The sequence below is a fragment of the uncultured Porphyromonas sp. genome (assembly GCF_915070105.1).
Classification (GTDB): Bacteria; Bacteroidota; Bacteroidia; order Bacteroidales; family Porphyromonadaceae; genus Porphyromonas.
In genome coordinates, this window is sequence record NZ_CAJZFJ010000029.1 from 1 (window position 1) to 17391 (window position 17391).

Consider the following 17391-nt stretch of genomic DNA (forward strand, 5'->3'; position numbering starts at 1 on the left):
CTGCCCGCTCGAGAAGAGGAAGGTCAGGACGGAGAAGAAGGATACGATGATGACCGCTGAGAGGGCAAGCCCCAGCACGGTAGCGATGCGCCTATTTCTGAAGTTCTCCTTAAGCAAGGAGCTAAGTCCCCTCAGTCCTCGGGTCATCCATGTGAAGATAGCCCCTCCGCTCTGAGTGCTGGCACCTGTGCTCCTGCGCTCCCTCGTAGTGCTCCTACGCCCTGATGCTTGCTTTGTCGATTTGCTCATTGATCTTTGCCTTGCTCCGTAGTGCTGTCTGCTAATACCTTATTAGGATACAAAATTACAGAAAGAACTGCATTCGTAGAAATACGCTAAAGGGAAGTCTCTACCCACTTCCTTCCTTGCCCTTTCCCGCCCTTGCTTTACCCCCTCTCGGAGGTGCCCTCAGTACCTCCGATGAGGTATGCCCGCTACCTCGATCGAGGTACTGAGGGTACCTCTCGGCAGGTAGTGGGGCTACCTCCAGAGCCCCTCAGAGGCCACCCGTAGGAGCTCCCCTCGGGCAATATCCTCCGCCAATGAGGATGCCAGCATAGGGGTCGTGAGCAAAAAAGAGTATATTTGTGCTGTGCGAGTTGCCTCCTATCACGAGTCTCCCTCCGTGGAGCTTGTGGGATGGAGGTCGCCGTGTGTACAGCGCAGGCTGGGCTGAACCAGTGCCTGCACGACACCTAATTATATAGAACAAATACATACAGTGCAATGGAAAAGGTAGATGTCCTGCTCGGCCTACAGTGGGGCGACGAAGGTAAGGGAAAGATCGTGGACGTCCTGACGCCCGCCTATGACCTCATCGCCCGCTTCCAGGGTGGACCCAATGCGGGACATACGCTGGAGTTTGAGGGCAACAAGTACATCCTTCGCTCCATACCCTCGGGGATCTTTCAGGGGGATAAGGTCAATGTGATCGGTAGTGGCGTCGTCCTCGATCCTATCCTATTCCGTGAGGAGGCAGAGTCGCTCTCCCGTAGCGGGCATGACCTGAAGGGACGACTCGTTATCTCTCGTAAGGCACATCTAATCCTACCGACACATCGCCTCATAGATGCGGCACAAGAGGCCATGAAGGGCGATGCTAAGGTCGGGACGACAGGCAAGGGAATAGGCCCGACCTATACCGACAAAGTCGCCCGCACCGGCCTGCGTGTCGGAGATACGGAACACGACTTCTCTAAGAAATATCAAGAGGCAAAGCAGCGTCACCTTACCCTGCTTCGTGCCTACGACTATCCCACAGACGGGCTGGAGGCTCTGGAGCGCGAATGGCTCAACGCCATCGAGTATCTCCGTCAGTACTCCTTCGTAGATAGTGAGCAGTACCTAGGCCGTGCCCTACGTGAGGGTCGCCGTGTGCTCGCCGAGGGGGCGCAGGGCTCGATGCTGGACATTGACTTCGGCTCCTATCCCTTCGTTACCTCTAGCAACACGATCGCTGCTGGCTGCTGTACCGGACTGGGGATTGCCCCACGGAGTATCGGCGAGGTCTATGGGATCTTCAAGGCCTATTGTACTCGTGTCGGCTCAGGGCCTTTCCCGACAGAGCTAGAGGACGAGACTGGCGAACGCCTCTGCACCCTCGGGCATGAGTTCGGGTCGGTCACGGGGCGTCGTAGACGCTGCGGCTGGCTCGACCTTGTAGCACTTCGCTATACCATCATGCTGAGCGGAGTGACGAGACTGATCATGATGAAGAGTGATGTCCTCGACACCTTTGACACCATACGTATCTGCACTCGCTACCGTATCCATGGCACAGAGACCGAGGATCTGCCCTACGAACTAGCAGGGGATGTTGAGCCCATCTATGAGGAGCTCCCCGGCTGGCGATGCGATACCTCTCGTATGACCTCTGCGGAGGAGTTCCCACAGGAGCTACGTGACTATATCGCCTTCATTGAGGGGGCAGTCGGAGTACCCATTGCAGTAGTATCAGTAGGACCTGACCGAGAGCAAACCATCACACTGCACCCCACTCTCTTGCCTCACTAAGCCCCACGATGACCTATCAGGAGGCACTGCACTTCCTCTATACGGCTACCCCAGTCTTCCAGCGAGATGGCGGTAGCGCCTACAAGCCTGGGCTAGAGACAACCCGAGCCCTCGATGCCTACTACCAGCACCCACACACCGCCTATAAGACGATCCACGTGGCAGGGACGAATGGCAAGGGCTCTACCTCACACAGCCTAGCCAGTATCCTCATGGCCGCTGGCTACCGAGTAGGGCTATTTACCTCGCCCCACTTGGTGGACTTCAGGGAGCGTATCCGTGTAGACGGAGAGGTGGTGAGCGAGGAGTTTGTCATCAGCTTTGTAGAGGAAGTGCGTCCCCTTGTCGAGCAATACCGCCCCTCGTTCTTCGAGCTAACTACCCTCATGGCACTCGTGTACTTCCGTCAGGCTCACGTCGATATCGCTGTGATAGAAGTGGGCATGGGGGGCAGACTTGATAGTACTAACATCATCCAGCCTCTACTCTCCATCATCACGGGGATCAGCCTAGACCATACGCAGTACCTCGGGGATACCCTCACCGAGATAGCCGGGGAGAAGGCTGGGATTATCAAGGCTAAGACCCCAGTGGTCATCGGGCATACCGAGGAGTCGGAGGTACGCCAAGTCTTCGTACAAAGGGCTCAGGAGCTATGTGCGCCTATTGCCTTTGCCGACGAGGAGGTCATAGTCTCCACTGCAGAGACTCAGCCCCACGGACAGCTCTTCACCCTCGATCCATCCTCACCTATCCTTACCTCTCCTCATAGGTTGCTTTCTACCCCCTCGCTATTCTTCGGTTTGCAGGGAGGTGTCCAGCGACTGAACCTAAGGACGATCCTCACGGCTACTCGTATCTTGACCTCCGTGGGGCTCGAAGTCTCGGAGGAGGCTCTACGGGCAGGCCTTCGGGATGTAGCCCAGAGGACAGGGCTAAGAGGACGTTGGGAGATCGTGGAGACAGACCCGCTACTTATATGTGACACGGGACACAACGAGGAGGGCATTCGCTACGTTACCGAGGGGCTACGAGCCCTAGAGCGTCCACTGAGGATCATCTTTGGCATGGTCAGTGACAAGGATATAACCTCCGCCCTCTCCGCCCTACCACCCGAGGCGACCTACTACTTCACCGAGGCCTCTGTCCCTAGGGCAATGCCTGCAGGGGAGCTCCTTCGTCTAGCTACGGAGTGCGGTCTGAAGGGACGGGCATTTCCCACTCTAGCCTCCGCCCTAGAGACGGCGAAGGCAGAGCGAGCGTCTCAGGATGTCCTCTTCGTAGGGGGAAGTAACTTCCTCGTGGCAGATCTATTGGAATATCAATCAACTCACAAATTATAATCTCTATGGAACAACTACGTAGCTCCCTCCGAGACAAACCCGCAGCTCGCTGGGGAGCACTAGCACTGATCTCACTGACGATGTTCTTTGCCTACATGTTCGTTGACGTGCTTTCGCCCGTCAAGATCCTTGTAGAGAAGGAGCTCGGGTGGGACTCTACGGTCTTCGGACTCTATGGGGGAAGTGAATTCTTCCTTAACGTATTCGTTGGCTTCCTGATCCTAGCAGGCATCATCCTAGATAAGATGGGAGTCCGCTTCACGGCTCTACTCTCAGGATCGCTGATGGTCCTAGGGGCAGGGCTCAAGGTTTATGCTCTTAGTGCCACCTTCCGTAACGGGGGGATAGGCTATGAGACGATCAGTGGCCTCACTGGAGGTATCAAGAATGTCTTCGGATGGGAGCTACCACCGACGGCACTGCTTGCTTGCTTAGGCTTCATGATCTTTGGTTGTGGCACCGAGATGGCAGGTGTGACGGTGTCCCGAGCCATTGTCAAGTGGTTCAAGGGTAAGGAAATGGCGCTAGCCATGGGTATAGAGATGGCACTAGCTCGCTTCGGGGTCTTCATGATCTTCCGCATCTCTCCTTGGCTATCCGAGAAGTTTGAGTCAGTACAGGCTCCAGTGATCTTCTGTGCGCTCCTGCTGTGCATTGGCCTGCTCCTCTATGTCGTGTATTGGTTCATGGATCGTGCACTTGATAATGAACTTGGAGACGAGGAAGTAGAGGAAGAGGAACCCTTTAAGTTCAGTGACCTCGGTAAGGTCTTTGGTAAGGGTATCTTCTGGATCGTAGCACTCCTCTGTGTACTTTACTACTCAGCCATCTTCCCCTTCCAGAAGTTTGCCACCGAGATGCTCCACTATAAGGTGGGCTTCGAGCTAAAGGAAGCTTCGGATATCTTCAGCTACTTCCCTATCGGAGCTATGATTGTTACCCCCTTCTTGGGGTACTTCCTCGACCGCAAGGGTAAGGGGGCTACCATGCTTATCCTAGGCTCGATCCTGATGATCGTCTGCCACATGACCTTTGCGCTGTATCCCTTTGTGAGTGGTAGCTCGTCTAGTACAGCCGTGGCCTTCGCAGCGATTATACTCCTCGGGATCTCCTTCTCACTCGTGCCTGCTACGCTCTGGCCTTCCGTGCCCAAGCTTATAGATAATAAGGTACTGGGGTCTGCCTACTCAGCCATCTTCTGGATACAGAATGTCGGTCTGATGTCTGTGCCTATCATCGTGGGTAGTGTGCTGGACAGCGTGAACAAGAATGTGCCCGAAGGTCAGCCCAAGGACTACACGCTGGCGATGCTCATCTTCGCTAGCTTCGGTGTCGCAGCCTTCGTGCTTAGTGCCTTCCTGAAGGTCGTAGACAAGAAGAAGGGGTATGGGCTAGAGCTCCCCAACGTCAAGAAGTAATCCCCTACTAGGGCGTCCGAAGAGCCTCCTCTGAGGTGCCCTCACATCCACTTACTGAGGTTCCCCCGTAACCTCCGAGATGTTTCCCCTAGAGACGTCACGGAGGTTACGGGGGAACCTATATGGGGGTACTTATGTATCTTTGTAGGGCGAAACGATTAGACAGACAGATGAGCATAGATATTCAGCCGATCAAGCATCGCTTTGGGATCATAGGCACGAGCCCCCTCCTCGACCATGCTATCCGTATAGCTGTCCAGGTCGCCCCTACGGATATGTCCGTACTCGTTATCGGGGAGAGTGGAGTAGGGAAGGAGAACTTTCCTAAGATCATTCATCAGAACAGCGTCCGCAAGCATGGCCCCTATATCGCTGTGAACTGTGGTGCGATACCTGAGGGGACGATCGACTCGGAGCTATTCGGCCACCTCAAGGGCTCCTTCACGGGGGCTATCACCGATCGTAAGGGCTACTTTCAGGAGGCTTCGGGGGGGACGATCTTCCTTGACGAGGTGGGCGAGTTACCCTTAGCCACACAGGCACGTCTACTGCGTGTGCTGGAGACGGGTGAGTTCATCCCTGTCGGAGCAAGCCAAGCTCAGAAGACGGATGTGCGCATCATAGCTGCCACGAACGTGAACCTACACGAGGCGGTGGAGCGAGGGCGATTCCGTGAAGACTTGCTCTTTCGCCTGAATACAGTCCCTATTGAAGTCCCACCTCTGCGTAGCCGAGTACAGGATATTCCTTTGCTCTTTAGGTTCTTCGCCTCTATGAGTGCAGAGCGGTACAACATGCCCGCACTTCGCCTTACCCCAGAGGCAACGGAACTCCTACAGAGCTATCGCTGGCCAGGAAACATACGTGAGCTACGTAACTTCACTGACCGAGTGAGCGTACTGGAGGAGGAGAGACAGGTCACAGCCGAGATCGTGCGCAAGTACCTCCCCCGAACACCCGAAGGGGATTACCATCCAGCCCTTCGCCAGGCAACCTATGCGGGGAGTGAGGGCAATACCTTCGCCAACGAGCGTGAGATCCTCTATCAGGTACTCTTTGATATGAAGAAGGACATGGCAGAGATGAAGAGCCTCGTGGCAAGTATCATGCGTGGCGAGGTGAAGATACCTACTTCGCCGACTGCCCACGCAGACTACGGCTCTGCAGACCTGCATCACGCTCTGCCACCTCAACTGCAACCCGCAGAGGAGGGCTATGTCCCAGCTTCCGTACATCACGTAGAGCTCACCCCTAGGGAGACGGTGATCAGTGTGCCAGGGCATCACGCCTCCTCACACAAGGTACACGACGAAGAGCCCGACTACGAAGAGCAGCCACTCTCCCTGGAGGATGTAGAGCGCAATATGATCATCGCTGCGCTTGCCCGTCATGAGGGGAGACGCAGACCCGCTGCGGAGGATCTCAAGATCTCCGAGCGTACCCTATATAGAAAGATCAAGGAATATGGCATCGATTCGGAATAGACTCTACGCCTTCGTCTCCTGCGCCCTCGTGTGCATCCTCTGCCTAGGCTGTAGTGTGAGCTACAAGTTCAATGGCGGGGCAATAGACTACACCCAGCTCAAGACTATCTCCATAGGAGAAGTCTTCAACAAGGCTCCGATCGTATATCCACCCCTAGCGGCGAGCTTCACCGAACAGCTCAAGGATTACTACGTCAGCCGTACCCGCCTAGACCTAGTACCTCAGGCGGGTGACCTAGAGCTCAACTGTACCATCACAGGCTATGACCTAGCACCGATGTCGATAGGACAGGACAACTTCGCCGAGCGTACCGTCTTCACGGTAACGGTACAGGTGAAGTATGTGAACCGAGCTAATGAAAAGGAAAGCTTCGATAGATCCTTCAAGGCCTATCGCGACTTTCCTCGTGCACAGCCCTTCGTAGGCGTGCAGGACGACTTGCTAAGAGAGATCACCGAGGATCTGATCAAGCAGATCTTTAATGCTACCGTAGAGAACTGGTAACGATGCGCCGAGAAGAACTATACAGCTACCTAGCTGACCCCGACCGCTTGACCCCAGAGAGCCTGCCAGCTGTCACTCAGCTCTATGAGGCTTATCCCTATTGTGGGGTCTTCGCCTTCCTATACCTATATAATCTGTGTATAGCAGAGGACGTGCGTTATCCCTCCGAGCTACGTCGGCTGGCACCGATAGTGCCAGACCGAGAGCGGCTCTTCCGCTTGGTCGAGGGACGTCGCCCCACAGCCGATCCTGTGGCTACGACAGAGGCTGAGCCCGACCCCTTCGCCCTCATTGATACCTTCCTCGATGGTGCTCGCTCCTCGGGTGAAGCACTACCTGATAGCCTCCACCTAGAGGGGGCACCCGTGGCAAACGATTATTTCGCAGCGGAGGATCAGACAGAAAAGGAGACGACGCTTGATGAGCTCCTTCCGACCCTTGACATGGAATCCAAGGCTGCACCTACACCCTCTCCTGCCTCCCCGTCAGAGGGGGAAGATGAGGAGGATGGCTTGCTCTCCGAAAGCCTCTCTAAGATCTATATTCAGCAGGGGCATTATGATAAGGCTCTGAGGATTATACGCTCTCTTAGTTTGAATTATCCAGAGAAAAGTCGTTTCTTTGCAGACCAGATACGCTTCTTAGAGCGCATTATAGAGAATAATACAATAGATAAATAGATAGGAATATGTTCTACTTTCTCTCCGTACTCATCCTGCTAGCCTCCCTCGGACTGGTCTTGCTGGTGATCGTACAGAAGTCTAAGGGTGGAGGTCTGGCCTCTCCCTTTGCCTCAACCAATAATATTATGGGGGTGCGTAAGACGACCGATGTACTAGAGAAGGCTACGTGGTGGCTCTTCGGCATCGTCGCCGTCCTCTGTATCGTCTCGACACGCTTTGTCGGCACAGGTACGAGCTCTGCCTCTCGCACCCAAGAGACACTAGAGCAGAATGCTGCCAAGGGCTCTGCTCCAGCTGCTCTGCCTAACTTCGGGGGAGAAGCTCCCGCCACGAGCCCTAGCGCTCCCGCTCAGGGTGCACAGACTCCTGCTGAGACTCCTGCCCCAGCACCCGTAGAAGCTCCTGCTCCTGCTGCACAGTAATTAGCTTTGCCCCCATAGGGCAGAAGCACTAAGAGCTACCCGCACATCCACACCGCATCGAGTGTGGACGTGCGGGTAGCTCCGTTTCTAGGGGAAGGGGGTGTCTTAAGGGGGCTTTTAGGTTAAGGATTTTTATTACCTTTGTCGCGGACTAATGCAACGAAGCAGAAGTAACTAAACAACATTTACAAGTTTAATGGCAACTAAGATTAGATTGCAACGCCACGGTCGTAAGGCTTATCCCTTCTATAAGATTGTGGTAGCAGACAGTAGAGCGCCACGAGATGGCAAGTTTATTGAGAAGCTCGGTACGTACAACCCCAACACCGAGCCTGCCACAGTAGATTTGGACTTCGAGCGCGCTTTGCATTGGCTACATGTCGGTGCTCAACCCTCCGATACAGCCCGTAGCATCCTCTCCCATGAGGGTGTTCTCCTGAAGAAGCACCTCCTCGCAGGGGTGAAGAAGGGCGCCTTCGACGAAGTTACGGCTGAAGCGAAGTTCGAGGCCTGGAAGGCTAAGAAGGATGGTGAGCTCGGCACCCTGAAGGATGCTCTAGCTAAGAAGAAGGCAAGCGAAGCTAAGGCAGCCCTCGAGGCTGAGCAGGCTGCTAACAAGGCTAAGGCCGCAGTAGTAGCTGCTAAGAAGCAGGCTGAAGAAGAGGCTAAGGCCGCTGCTGAAGCTCCTGCCGAAGAAGCACAAGATACTCCAGCTACAGAGGAAGCCCCAGCAGAAGCTTAATCGACCTCCTCTCTTGAAATAGAGATGTCTTCGATGGAACATAACGGATACCTGTCCCTTCATACCCCCTACGGGGACGTGGAGCACGGGTATCCGTTGGCTCTTTTATAAAAGCACCTAAAGGTGCTCACTACTCACTAACGAAGCTCAGCTCTACGACATCCCACTCGGATGATACAAGCCTCGGGTCCACAACCCTAGCTTGTCTCCCTCCTCCCTCTCCCTCCAAAGATTGATAGAATTACAGACTAAACACAATTCGCACACATGAAGAAGTATTTACTCCGTTTCTTCGCTCTAGTGGCAATCTGCCTTTGGGCTCCGTCGCTCTGGGCCCAAGTGACGACCTCGTCTGTCAATGGTACGATTACCGATGACAGCAGCAAGGAAGTCCTAGTCGGAGCAACAGTCGTCGCCAAGCACCTACCAACAGGGACGACCTATGGTACAATCACGAATGCCAAGGGGAACTTTAGCATCGTAGGGATGCGCCCAGGTGGCCCCTACACGCTCTCCATCTCCTACATTGGCTTTGAGACAATCACGCTGAGCAATATCAACCTTGCCCTCGGGGAAACAGAGACCTTCAACGTCAAGATGAAGGATGGTGCTACCCAGCTCACGGACGTCGTCGTCACAGGGCAGAAGGGAAGCAACTTCAACCTCCAGAAGACTGGTGCAGGATCGAGCTTCTCTCGCCGTAGCATCGAGCGTGTGCCCTCCGTATCTCGTAGTATCTACGATATCGCTAAGCTCACGCCTCAGTCCAATGGTAATGGCTCCTTCGCTGGTGCCAACAGCCGCTTCAATAGCTTCCAGATCGACGGTGCAGTGAACAACGACGTCTTCGGTCTCGGTACCTCGGGTAAGAATGCTATTTCTCTGGAGGCCATCGATGCTCTTCAGGTCGTCATCGCACCCTTCGACGTCCGTCAGTCTGGCTTCACGGGCGGGGGGATGAACGCGATCACCAAGTCTGGGACGAATACCTTCCACGGGTCTGTCTACGACTACTTCTACAACCAGGATTTCTTTGGCTCGACTCCAGGCAAGGACGTCAAGAACCGCAAGAAGCTCGACAAGCAGTATGAGAATACCGTCGGCTTTACCTTCGGAGGACCGATCATTCAGGACAAGCTCTTCTTCTTCGCTAACGGGGAGTTCATCAATCAGGTCTATCCCTCCAACTACATCGCAGGGGATCAGAACTCCAAGATCACCAAGGAGGAAGCCGACAAGGTACAGCAGAAGCTCAAGGAACTCGGCTACGATGCTGGTGGATACCAGTCACGAGACATCCCCAATCGTACCTACAAGGGGCTCTTCCGTCTCGACTGGAATATCAATCAGGCCCATCACCTGACCCTGCGCTACAGTCACATCAACGACAAGCCCTACGTCTTCAGCAACACCCCCACTAGTATGCTCTTCTACAATACGGGGTACTACAGACGTAGCATCACCAACACCATCGTCGCTGAGCTGAACTCTAAGCTGAATGCCAATCTCTCCAATGAGCTACGCGTCAGCTACAGCGGTATCCGTGACAAGCGTTTCTACAATGGTAAGCCCTTCCCCTTCCTCTCTATTGACCTCGGGGCAAACCGTCAGATACAGGCTGGGGTAGACCAGCATACTCCCGCCAACGAGCTAGATCAGGACATCTTCTCGCTGACCAACAACCTCTCGCTCAACCTCGGCAACCACAGCTTCACCTTCGGGACGCATAACGAGCTCTTCCGTATGAGGAACCTCTTTATCGCCAACCTCTACGGAGCCTACTCTTATCGTAACCGAACCATACCCAATCCACTAGATCCTACGAAACCAATCGAGGTCACTGGACTCGAGGACTTCCTGAAGATCGGTACAGCCGATGAGATAGGTCCACAGAACTTCAACTACTCCTCCGTCAATACGGCGGTTACCAACGACCCTCTCTGGGCTCCACGCTTCACCGCAGGGCAGATCGGCCTCTATGCACAGGACGAGTGGAAGGTATCGGACAAGCTCCGTCTAACCCTCGGGTTACGTATCGATATGCCTTTCTTCATAGACCGTCCGACAGCTAACGCAGCATTCAATAGCTCTGCGCTGGCCAAGAAGCATGGTGTTACCAATAACTACCTTCCTCCCCTCAAGCCTCTCTTCTCTCCCCGCTTTGGCTTCCGCTATACGATAGACGATGACAACCGCTATCTCCTGCGTGGGGGATCGGGGATCTTCACTGGTCGTGTCCCCTTCGTGTGGATCTCCAATAGCTTCTCCAATAGTGGTATTGAGTATGCTCGTACCTCTCGTGATAAGGATGATGCCCGTAACAATGTCCGCTTCGCTGCCGACCCTCTCTCTCCTCAGGGACAAGCTAATGTGCTACCGGGCTCCACGGAGATCGACATGGTAGGTAAGGACTTTGTCTATCCTCAGGTCTGGCGCTCTAACCTCGCTTTCGAGACTCGCCTGCCCTTTGGAGTAAAGGCTACACTTGAGGGAATGTACACCAAGACCCTCAACAACATCCGCTACAAGGATCTAGGTCTCGAGGAGACTACTCCTATGGATCATGGTAATGGCATCAAGCGTACGGTCTACAACAGAGTAGAGAGCAATAAGTACTCCAACCTCATCCTCATGTCTAACTCCTCTAAGGGATATAGCTACAACCTCACTGCTACCCTCAGCAAGGACTTCGCCTTTGGTCTTGACGCCTCGATTGCCTATACCTTCGGTGAGACTAAGGCTGCCAATGATGGACTTTCCTCACAGGCTGTCTCCAACTGGATCTACAACTACTCCAATGATATCAATGGCGACGAGCTCTACTACTCCAACTTCGATACCCGCCACCGCATCGTCGGTCAGCTCAACTATCGTGTAGAGTATGCCAAGAACTTCGCTACGACCATCGGTATCATCTACACCGGCCAGTCTGGCCCTCGTTACTCTGTCCTCTCCTACACAGACCTCAATGGTGATGGTAAGGGATCTAATGACCTCGCTTATCTCCCCGAGACGGCACTCAAGGGTAGTAAGTCAGCCTACACCTATGAGCAGTTCCTCAAGGATCACCCAGACATCGCTGCCTACAAGGGTAAGATCGCTCCACGTAATGCCTTCATGGCTCCCTTCTTCCACAAGTTCGACCTACACTTCGCTCAGGACTTCTACCTCAACGTCGGTGGTCGCCGTCATACCCTACAGCTCAATGCCGACATCATCAATATCGGCAACCTCCTCAACCGAGGCTGGGGGATGGAGCCAAGGGTAAAGTACAACAGCATCTCGCCCCTCACATATGATAAGGTAAAGAAGGAATACAGTTTCTCCTCATCTACCCCTCACCCCTGGACATACTCTGATATCAACTCTCGCTGGAGAGCACAGGTCGGTATCAAGTACACGTTCTAGGCAGTATTCTTAGGCTACTTCAGCCTATAGGGGCTACACCTCACTTGGGGTGTAGCCCCTTTCTTTTTGCACATTCTGTCTTTGCTCCGGCTTCCTGTCCTTCACTGCGCCCTACGACCTCTTCGCCATCGCTTAGCTCGTTCATCTTTCTTTTGCACCCCAACGCTCTCCCTCCACCTTCCCCTCTCTGCCGGGGTGCCGTAATGTGTACTAGGTAGGGGGAAGGGGAGAGCACCCTCTCTGTCCAAGTATCATAATGTGCGCTCGGGTAAGGCTCAAGGAGTAGAGCTCCACCCTCTCTGCTCGGGGGGAATATCGATCATCTCTAGAGAGGAAACACAGACCTATAATGAGCCCAGAAGAGGACTCGGTATGTTCGCTAGCGCCCCTTCGGAGTCTCCGATACAGAGCGAGTTAGGAGGGAGTAGTGTACACGTGTGTACACCATAGTGTACCAACGTGTACACAGAAGTATACACACGTGTACACTACATCGCTCTCGGTATGTCCTCTGTGGGGCTCTTTTGTACTACGTTGCTCGGGACTCACGTCTAGCGTTCCAGAGATACGGCTAAGATACCTCCTTGGGCATGAAAGGTTATCGTCAAAGAGCTAAAGAATCAAAGCGAGAAGCATACTAAAAGAGATCATCCATTGGCTCTGAGGGTATAAGTGGAGCGATAGTAACGATGGTAGGGATTTGGGGGGCGTCAAGGCTAGAATGTGAGGGTGCTCATAGAGGGATATGGGGAAGAGTGGGAGAGTGATGGCTAGAATGTGAGGGTATCCATAGAGGGATGTGTGGAAGAGTGGGAAGGTGATGGCTGGACTGTGAGGGGACTTATAGAGGGATATGGGGAAGAGTGGGGGAGTGATGGCAGGAATGTGGGGGTGTCCATAGAGGGATGTCGGGAAGAGTGGGGAAGTGATGGCTGGACTGTGAGGGGACTTATAGAGGGATGTGGGGAAGAGTGGGGGATGGCTGGCTGGAATGTGGGGGGGGCTCATAGAGGGATGTCGGGAATGTAGGAGGAGCGATTATGGGGATGTGGAGATGGCGATAGCTGGGATGGGGGCGCACGATGGCGGTTAGGGGTGGAGGCGGATAAAGGCTTTTGTCTACGGGAGATAGGGAGGGTAGCGAGGGCTTTTTACGGGAAAAGTCGTATCTTTCGTTATTCTATCGGGCTCTAAGGACAGAGCTCGGAGTATGGACAGACCCTATTTATGCGTATCCTTACCCTTATTCCCGCTCGCTATGCCTCGACACGCTTCCCCGGTAAGCCCCTTGTGCTGATCCAGGGCAAGCCCATGATCCTGCATGTCGTAGAGCGGGCTCTCCTCGTGACCCCCGAGGTGGCCGTGGCCACCGACGACCAGCGTATCTATGACGTCGTCACACAGGCTGGCTATCGGGCGATCCTCACCACGGGCGATCATAGCTCGGGTACCTCCCGTTGCCTAGAGGCCTATGAGCGTCTAGGTCAGGAGGCTGATGTGCTTATCAACCTCCAGGGGGATGAGCCCTTCATCGCCGAGGAGCATATCCGCCTCTTGGTCCGAGCCTTCGATGACCCCGAGACCCAGATCGCTACACTTGCCCAACCCTTCCCCCCGACAGCGACCAATGAGGAGCTTGCCAACCCCAATGCCGTGAAGGTCGTACGTGCCTCCTCGGGGCGAGCCCTCTACTTCAGTCGCTCCGTCATCCCCTATCTGAGAGGGGTAGAGGGGGCTTGGGCTGCACAGCACGAGTATCTGAAGCACATCGGACTCTATGCCTTCCGCACGAGCCTGCTGGATCGCCTAGGCTCGTTACCCGCCTCTCCTCTGGAGCAAGGGGAGAGCCTCGAGCAGCTGAGATGGCTCTCGGCAGGCCTGCACATACAGGTACAGCTCACCGATGAGCCCACGGTCGGGATCGATACCCCCGAGGACCTTGCACGCATCAGCCAGCTACACCCCTAAGTATCTATACGGCCTTGATCGATCAGCAGACCCGCCAGCGCATCCTCGATACTGCACAGATCTTGGATGTCGTCAGTGACTTCATCAGCCTGCGCCGTCAGGGGGTGAACTATGTCGGTCTATGCCCCTTCCATAGCGATAGGAACCCTTCCTTCTACGTCAATCCCGCCAAGAATATCTGCAAATGCTTCTCCTGTGGAGAGGGAGGTACGCCTCTGAACTTCATCATGAAGCACGAGCAGCTCTCCTACAGCGAGGCGCTCAAGTACCTAGCGAAGAAGTACAACATCGAGGTCGTCGAGCGGGAGGAGACCGAGGAGGAGAAGCAGCGCAATAATGAGCGGGAGTCGCTCTTTATCCTCAATGACTTTGCGGCGAAGTTCTTCCGTGATCAGCTCCTAGAGAGCGAGGAGGGTCGGGCCGTGGGTCTGGCTTACTTCCGTGAGCGGGGCATCCGAGAGGAGACGATAGAGAAGTTTGGGCTCGGCTACTCACCCGAGGATCGATCGAGCCTAACGACAGCGGCTCAGCGGGCAGGCTACTCGCTCAAGCGACTTGTCGAGGTGGGGCTATCCATTCAGCCCGAGGGGCAGACGACAGCCTTCGACCGCTTCCGTGGGCGAGTGATCTTCCCCGTGCGCAACCTCAGTGGACGCTATGTCGCCTTCGGTGGTCGCATCATGGGCAAGCGGGACAAGATCGCTAAGTACCTCAACTCCCCCGAGAGCCTCATCTACTCTAAGAGCCGAGAGCTCTATGGGCTCTACTGGGCAAAGAGCGCCATCTCCAAGGCCAATAAGTGCTACCTCGTGGAGGGCTATACCGATGTGCTCTCCATGCATCAGTCGGGGATCGAGAATGTCGTCTCCTCCTCGGGTACAGCACTGACGATCGAGCAGATACGGCTCATCCGACGCTTCACGACCAATATCACCGTCCTCTATGACGGCGACCAAGCGGGGATCAAGGCTGCCCTTAGGGGGATCGATCTCCTGCTGGAGGAGGGATTTAGCATCAAGGTCGTCCTGCTCCCCGATGGCGAAGACCCTGACTCCTTCGCCCGTAGTCACAGCAGTGCCGAGCTACAGGCCTTCCTCAATGAGCACGAGACGGACTTCATCCACTTCAAGATAGACCTCTTCCGTGATGAGATGGAGCATGACCCGCTTCGTCGAGCCGAGCTCATCTCTGACATCATGCGTAGCATTGCCCTCATCCCCGATATGATCCAGCGAGCAGTGCTACTCCAGAGCTCTGCTAGCATCCTCCGGATGGATGAGCAGCTCCTGACCTCGGAGGTCAATAAGCTCCGCCGTCAGGGCATCACCGCACAGGGGCACTATACCCCACAGCAGCCCTCGACCACTGCTCCTGCTCAGTATCCTACCCAGCCTCCTCCCTATGAGCCCGATCCCTCCGCCCCGTCGGTCTATGCACCGACAGAGCCCGAGACGGCTGTACATATCCCCACGGCTCAGGTCGTGGATGAGGGCAGTATTGAGCCCTTTGAGCGGGAGCTGATGCAGCTCCTCCTGCTCTATAGTGATCGGATCATCTATGTCCCAGCAGCTATGGGGACACCCGATGAGGGGGGAGCACCCTATCCTCCTGAGGGGACACGCTTCTATCTGAGGGACTTTGTCCACAGAGAGCTGGAGGTGGACGGGGTCGAGGAGTGGTATTCGCCTCTGTTTAGTCTCTTCGTTAGGGAGCTAGAGGGACTCTGTCGGGAGCAAGGGATTGACCCGATCCCCCACTTTACCAATCACGAGGATACTCACCTTCGCCTCCTCTCGACAGAGCTTGTCGGGGAGAGTGGACTACTGGAGTTTCGCCCCGACAAGACTGACCTGCCTCAGTCCCTACTCGATGCTGTCAAGAATAGTTCGGGGGGCACCTCTTCGGAGGACGAGGCCAGCGAAGAGCGTCTACAGGAGGAGCGTTACCTCGGCTCGATGACTATACGAGCCTGTAATAGCTACAAGATGGCTCTGCTCGTGCGCTATATCGGTCAGCTCCAGGGCGAACTCAAGCAGGCACAGCGTGCCTCCGATGGTGAGCGGATCATGGAGATTCTAGCGGAGCTCTCGGAGCTCAATCGGGAGAAGCAGCGCTTCTCCAACCTCCTCGGTGATCGCACGATCGTAGGCTAAGGCCTTCGTGGGGAGGAGCGTGGGGCTACTTAGCGAGGGAAATAGTATCTTTGTGCTTCTTTTGAAAGAATAAGCTAATAAGCATCATTACTATAGACATAGGTGTATGAGAGAAGTAGTATTACACGGTCGTACCTTTGAGCTCTATCTCGAGGCAGAGGTGGTCAATCAGGCAGTACGCCAGCTGGCCCTCCGTCTAAAGGAGGACTTCAAGGGGCGTGACCCGCTCTTCGTGTGCATCATGAACGGCTCCTTCATGTTCGCTTCAGAGCTGATGTATGCCATCGATGAGGACTTCGAGGTAGCCTTCGCTCGCTACAGCAGCTACGAGGGAACCAGCAGCACAGGGCAGCTCCGTGAGGTCATGCCCGTGACCCAGTCCCTAGAGGGACGTGTGGTGGTCATCGTGGAGGATCTGATCGATACAGGCTTCACTATGTACTGCCTACAGAAGCGATTCTATGAGCTAGGTGCCAAGGAGGTGCACATCGCCTCCATGCTCTCTAAGCCCGAAGCCCTAAAGTGTGACGTCAAGACCGACTACATCGCCCTAGAGATCGAGAACAAGTTCATCCTCGGGCACGGGCTAGACTATGACAACTATGGGCGCATGTTCAAGGATATTTATCAACTCAAAGACGAAGCATAAGAACCATGTTGAATTTAGTGATCTTCGGAGCTCCAGGCTCTGGTAAGGGCACGCAGAGTGAGATCCTGATCGAGCAGTATGGTCTCGACCACATCTCCACGGGCGATATCCTCCGTGGTGAGATCAAGGCTGGCAGTGAGCTAGGAAAGGCTACCAAGGGATATATAGACGCTGGGCAACTCGTACCCGACGGACTGATCATAGACATGATCGAGAAGGTGCTCGGGGAGCGTAAGCCCAAGAAGGGTATTATCCTCGATGGCTTCCCCCGTACGGTAGCTCAGGCAGAGGCCCTAGATGCTCTCTTCGCCAAGCTCGGCACCCGTGTACACGCAGTCCTAGACCTGCAGGTCGAGGAGGCCGAACTCATAGACCGTCTCCTCAAGCGCGGTCAGGAGAGCGGACGTAGCGATGACAACCTCGAGACCATCCAGAAGCGTCTCGGTGTCTACCACGCTCAGACTGCCCCCATCGCAGCGCACTACGCCCAGCAGGGTGTGCACCACGCCATCCAGGGCAGTGGCGCTATCTCCGACATCACCGCTCGTATCGCCCGCGAGCTCGACACGCTAGCTTAATCAGAGCTAGAGGCGATACCTGAGC

Annotated in this window: 14 protein-coding genes; 13 read left to right on the forward strand and 1 reads right to left on the reverse strand. The window is 54.9% G+C overall.

Annotated features, from left to right (window positions below; genetic code table 11):
- A partial coding sequence (locus QZ554_RS04315) for a hypothetical protein (protein ID WP_297194641.1) occupies positions 1-249 on the reverse strand: 249 nt, incomplete at its 3' end.
- A gap of 477 nt (positions 250-726) precedes the next feature.
- Between QZ554_RS04315 and QZ554_RS04320 the strand changes: the two genes are divergently transcribed.
- The 13 genes from QZ554_RS04320 to QZ554_RS04380 all read left to right on the forward strand — a co-directional run bounded on the left by QZ554_RS04320 (position 727) and on the right by QZ554_RS04380 (position 17366).
- A complete protein-coding gene (locus tag QZ554_RS04320; protein ID WP_297194642.1) occupies positions 727-2013 on the forward strand; it encodes an adenylosuccinate synthase in 1287 nt (428 codons plus the stop codon).
- 8 nt (positions 2014-2021) lie between these two features.
- On the forward strand, positions 2022-3356 hold the full coding sequence (locus QZ554_RS04325) for a folylpolyglutamate synthase/dihydrofolate synthase family protein (protein ID WP_297194643.1): 1335 nt from the start codon (positions 2022-2024) through the stop codon (positions 3354-3356).
- A gap of 5 nt (positions 3357-3361) precedes the next feature.
- Positions 3362-4774 carry an MFS transporter gene (locus QZ554_RS04330; RefSeq protein WP_297194644.1) on the forward strand — a complete coding sequence of 471 codons (1413 nt, stop codon included), beginning with the start codon at positions 3362-3364 and terminating at the stop codon, positions 4772-4774.
- 170 nt (positions 4775-4944) lie between these two features.
- Positions 4945-6258 carry a sigma-54 dependent transcriptional regulator gene (locus QZ554_RS04335; protein ID WP_297194645.1) on the forward strand — a complete coding sequence of 438 codons (1314 nt, stop codon included), beginning with the start codon at positions 4945-4947 and terminating at the stop codon, positions 6256-6258.
- A complete protein-coding gene (locus tag QZ554_RS04340) occupies positions 6239-6763 on the forward strand; it encodes an LptE family protein (protein WP_297194646.1) in 525 nt (174 codons plus the stop codon). Before QZ554_RS04335 ends, QZ554_RS04340 begins: the two co-directional genes overlap by 20 nt.
- Before the next feature lie 2 nt (positions 6764-6765).
- Positions 6766-7443, forward strand: coding sequence for a hypothetical protein (locus tag QZ554_RS04345; protein ID WP_297194647.1), 678 nt, complete (start codon positions 6766-6768; stop codon positions 7441-7443).
- Between the two features lie 8 nt (positions 7444-7451).
- A complete protein-coding gene (secG, locus tag QZ554_RS04350; protein ID WP_297194648.1) occupies positions 7452-7868 on the forward strand; it encodes a preprotein translocase subunit SecG in 417 nt (138 codons plus the stop codon).
- A gap of 196 nt (positions 7869-8064) precedes the next feature.
- Complete coding sequence (locus tag QZ554_RS04355) at positions 8065-8610, forward strand: 30S ribosomal protein S16 (protein WP_297194649.1); 546 nt, start codon at positions 8065-8067, stop codon at positions 8608-8610.
- 267 nt (positions 8611-8877) lie between these two features.
- Entirely contained in the window at positions 8878-12018 is a 3141-nt protein-coding gene (locus QZ554_RS04360) for a TonB-dependent receptor (RefSeq protein WP_297194650.1), read from the forward strand.
- 1227 nt (positions 12019-13245) lie between these two features.
- Positions 13246-13986 carry a 3-deoxy-manno-octulosonate cytidylyltransferase gene (gene kdsB, locus QZ554_RS04365; RefSeq protein WP_297194651.1) on the forward strand — a complete coding sequence of 247 codons (741 nt, stop codon included), beginning with the start codon at positions 13246-13248 and terminating at the stop codon, positions 13984-13986.
- A gap of 14 nt (positions 13987-14000) precedes the next feature.
- Positions 14001-16139, forward strand: coding sequence for a DNA primase (dnaG, locus tag QZ554_RS04370; protein ID WP_297194652.1), 2139 nt, complete (start codon positions 14001-14003; stop codon positions 16137-16139).
- A 106-nt stretch (positions 16140-16245) separates the two neighbouring features.
- Positions 16246-16788: a phosphoribosyltransferase family protein gene (locus QZ554_RS04375; RefSeq protein ID WP_297194653.1), complete on the forward strand. Its 543-nt coding sequence runs from the start codon at positions 16246-16248 to the stop codon at positions 16786-16788.
- 5 nt (positions 16789-16793) lie between these two features.
- The gene (locus tag QZ554_RS04380; RefSeq protein WP_297194654.1) at positions 16794-17366 is read left to right on the forward strand and encodes an adenylate kinase; all 573 of its coding nucleotides are present in this window, start codon (positions 16794-16796) and stop codon (positions 17364-17366) included.
- Positions 17367-17391: the final 25 nt, after the last annotated feature.

What these genes read in the sequence shown, in the direction of transcription:
- QZ554_RS04380 (WP_297194654.1), top strand. Translation starts at nt 16,794, where the DNA reads ATGTTGAATTTAGTGATCTTCGGAGCTCCAGGCTCTGGTAAGGGCACG.
- secG (WP_297194648.1), top strand. Translation starts at nt 7,452, where the DNA reads ATGTTCTACTTTCTCTCCGTACTCATCCTGCTAGCCTCCCTCGGACTG.
- QZ554_RS04320 (WP_297194642.1), top strand. Translation starts at nt 727, where the DNA reads ATGGAAAAGGTAGATGTCCTGCTCGGCCTACAGTGGGGCGACGAAGGT.
- QZ554_RS04330 (WP_297194644.1), top strand. Translation starts at nt 3,362, where the DNA reads ATGGAACAACTACGTAGCTCCCTCCGAGACAAACCCGCAGCTCGCTGG.
- QZ554_RS04355 (WP_297194649.1), top strand. Translation starts at nt 8,065, where the DNA reads ATGGCAACTAAGATTAGATTGCAACGCCACGGTCGTAAGGCTTATCCC.
- QZ554_RS04340 (WP_297194646.1), top strand. Translation starts at nt 6,239, where the DNA reads ATGGCATCGATTCGGAATAGACTCTACGCCTTCGTCTCCTGCGCCCTC.
- QZ554_RS04325 (WP_297194643.1), top strand. Translation starts at nt 2,022, where the DNA reads ATGACCTATCAGGAGGCACTGCACTTCCTCTATACGGCTACCCCAGTC.
- QZ554_RS04375 (WP_297194653.1), top strand. Translation starts at nt 16,246, where the DNA reads ATGAGAGAAGTAGTATTACACGGTCGTACCTTTGAGCTCTATCTCGAG.
- QZ554_RS04360 (WP_297194650.1), top strand. Translation starts at nt 8,878, where the DNA reads ATGAAGAAGTATTTACTCCGTTTCTTCGCTCTAGTGGCAATCTGCCTT.
- QZ554_RS04335 (WP_297194645.1), top strand. Translation starts at nt 4,945, where the DNA reads ATGAGCATAGATATTCAGCCGATCAAGCATCGCTTTGGGATCATAGGC.
- QZ554_RS04345 (WP_297194647.1), top strand. Translation starts at nt 6,766, where the DNA reads ATGCGCCGAGAAGAACTATACAGCTACCTAGCTGACCCCGACCGCTTG.
- kdsB (WP_297194651.1), top strand. Translation starts at nt 13,246, where the DNA reads ATGCGTATCCTTACCCTTATTCCCGCTCGCTATGCCTCGACACGCTTC.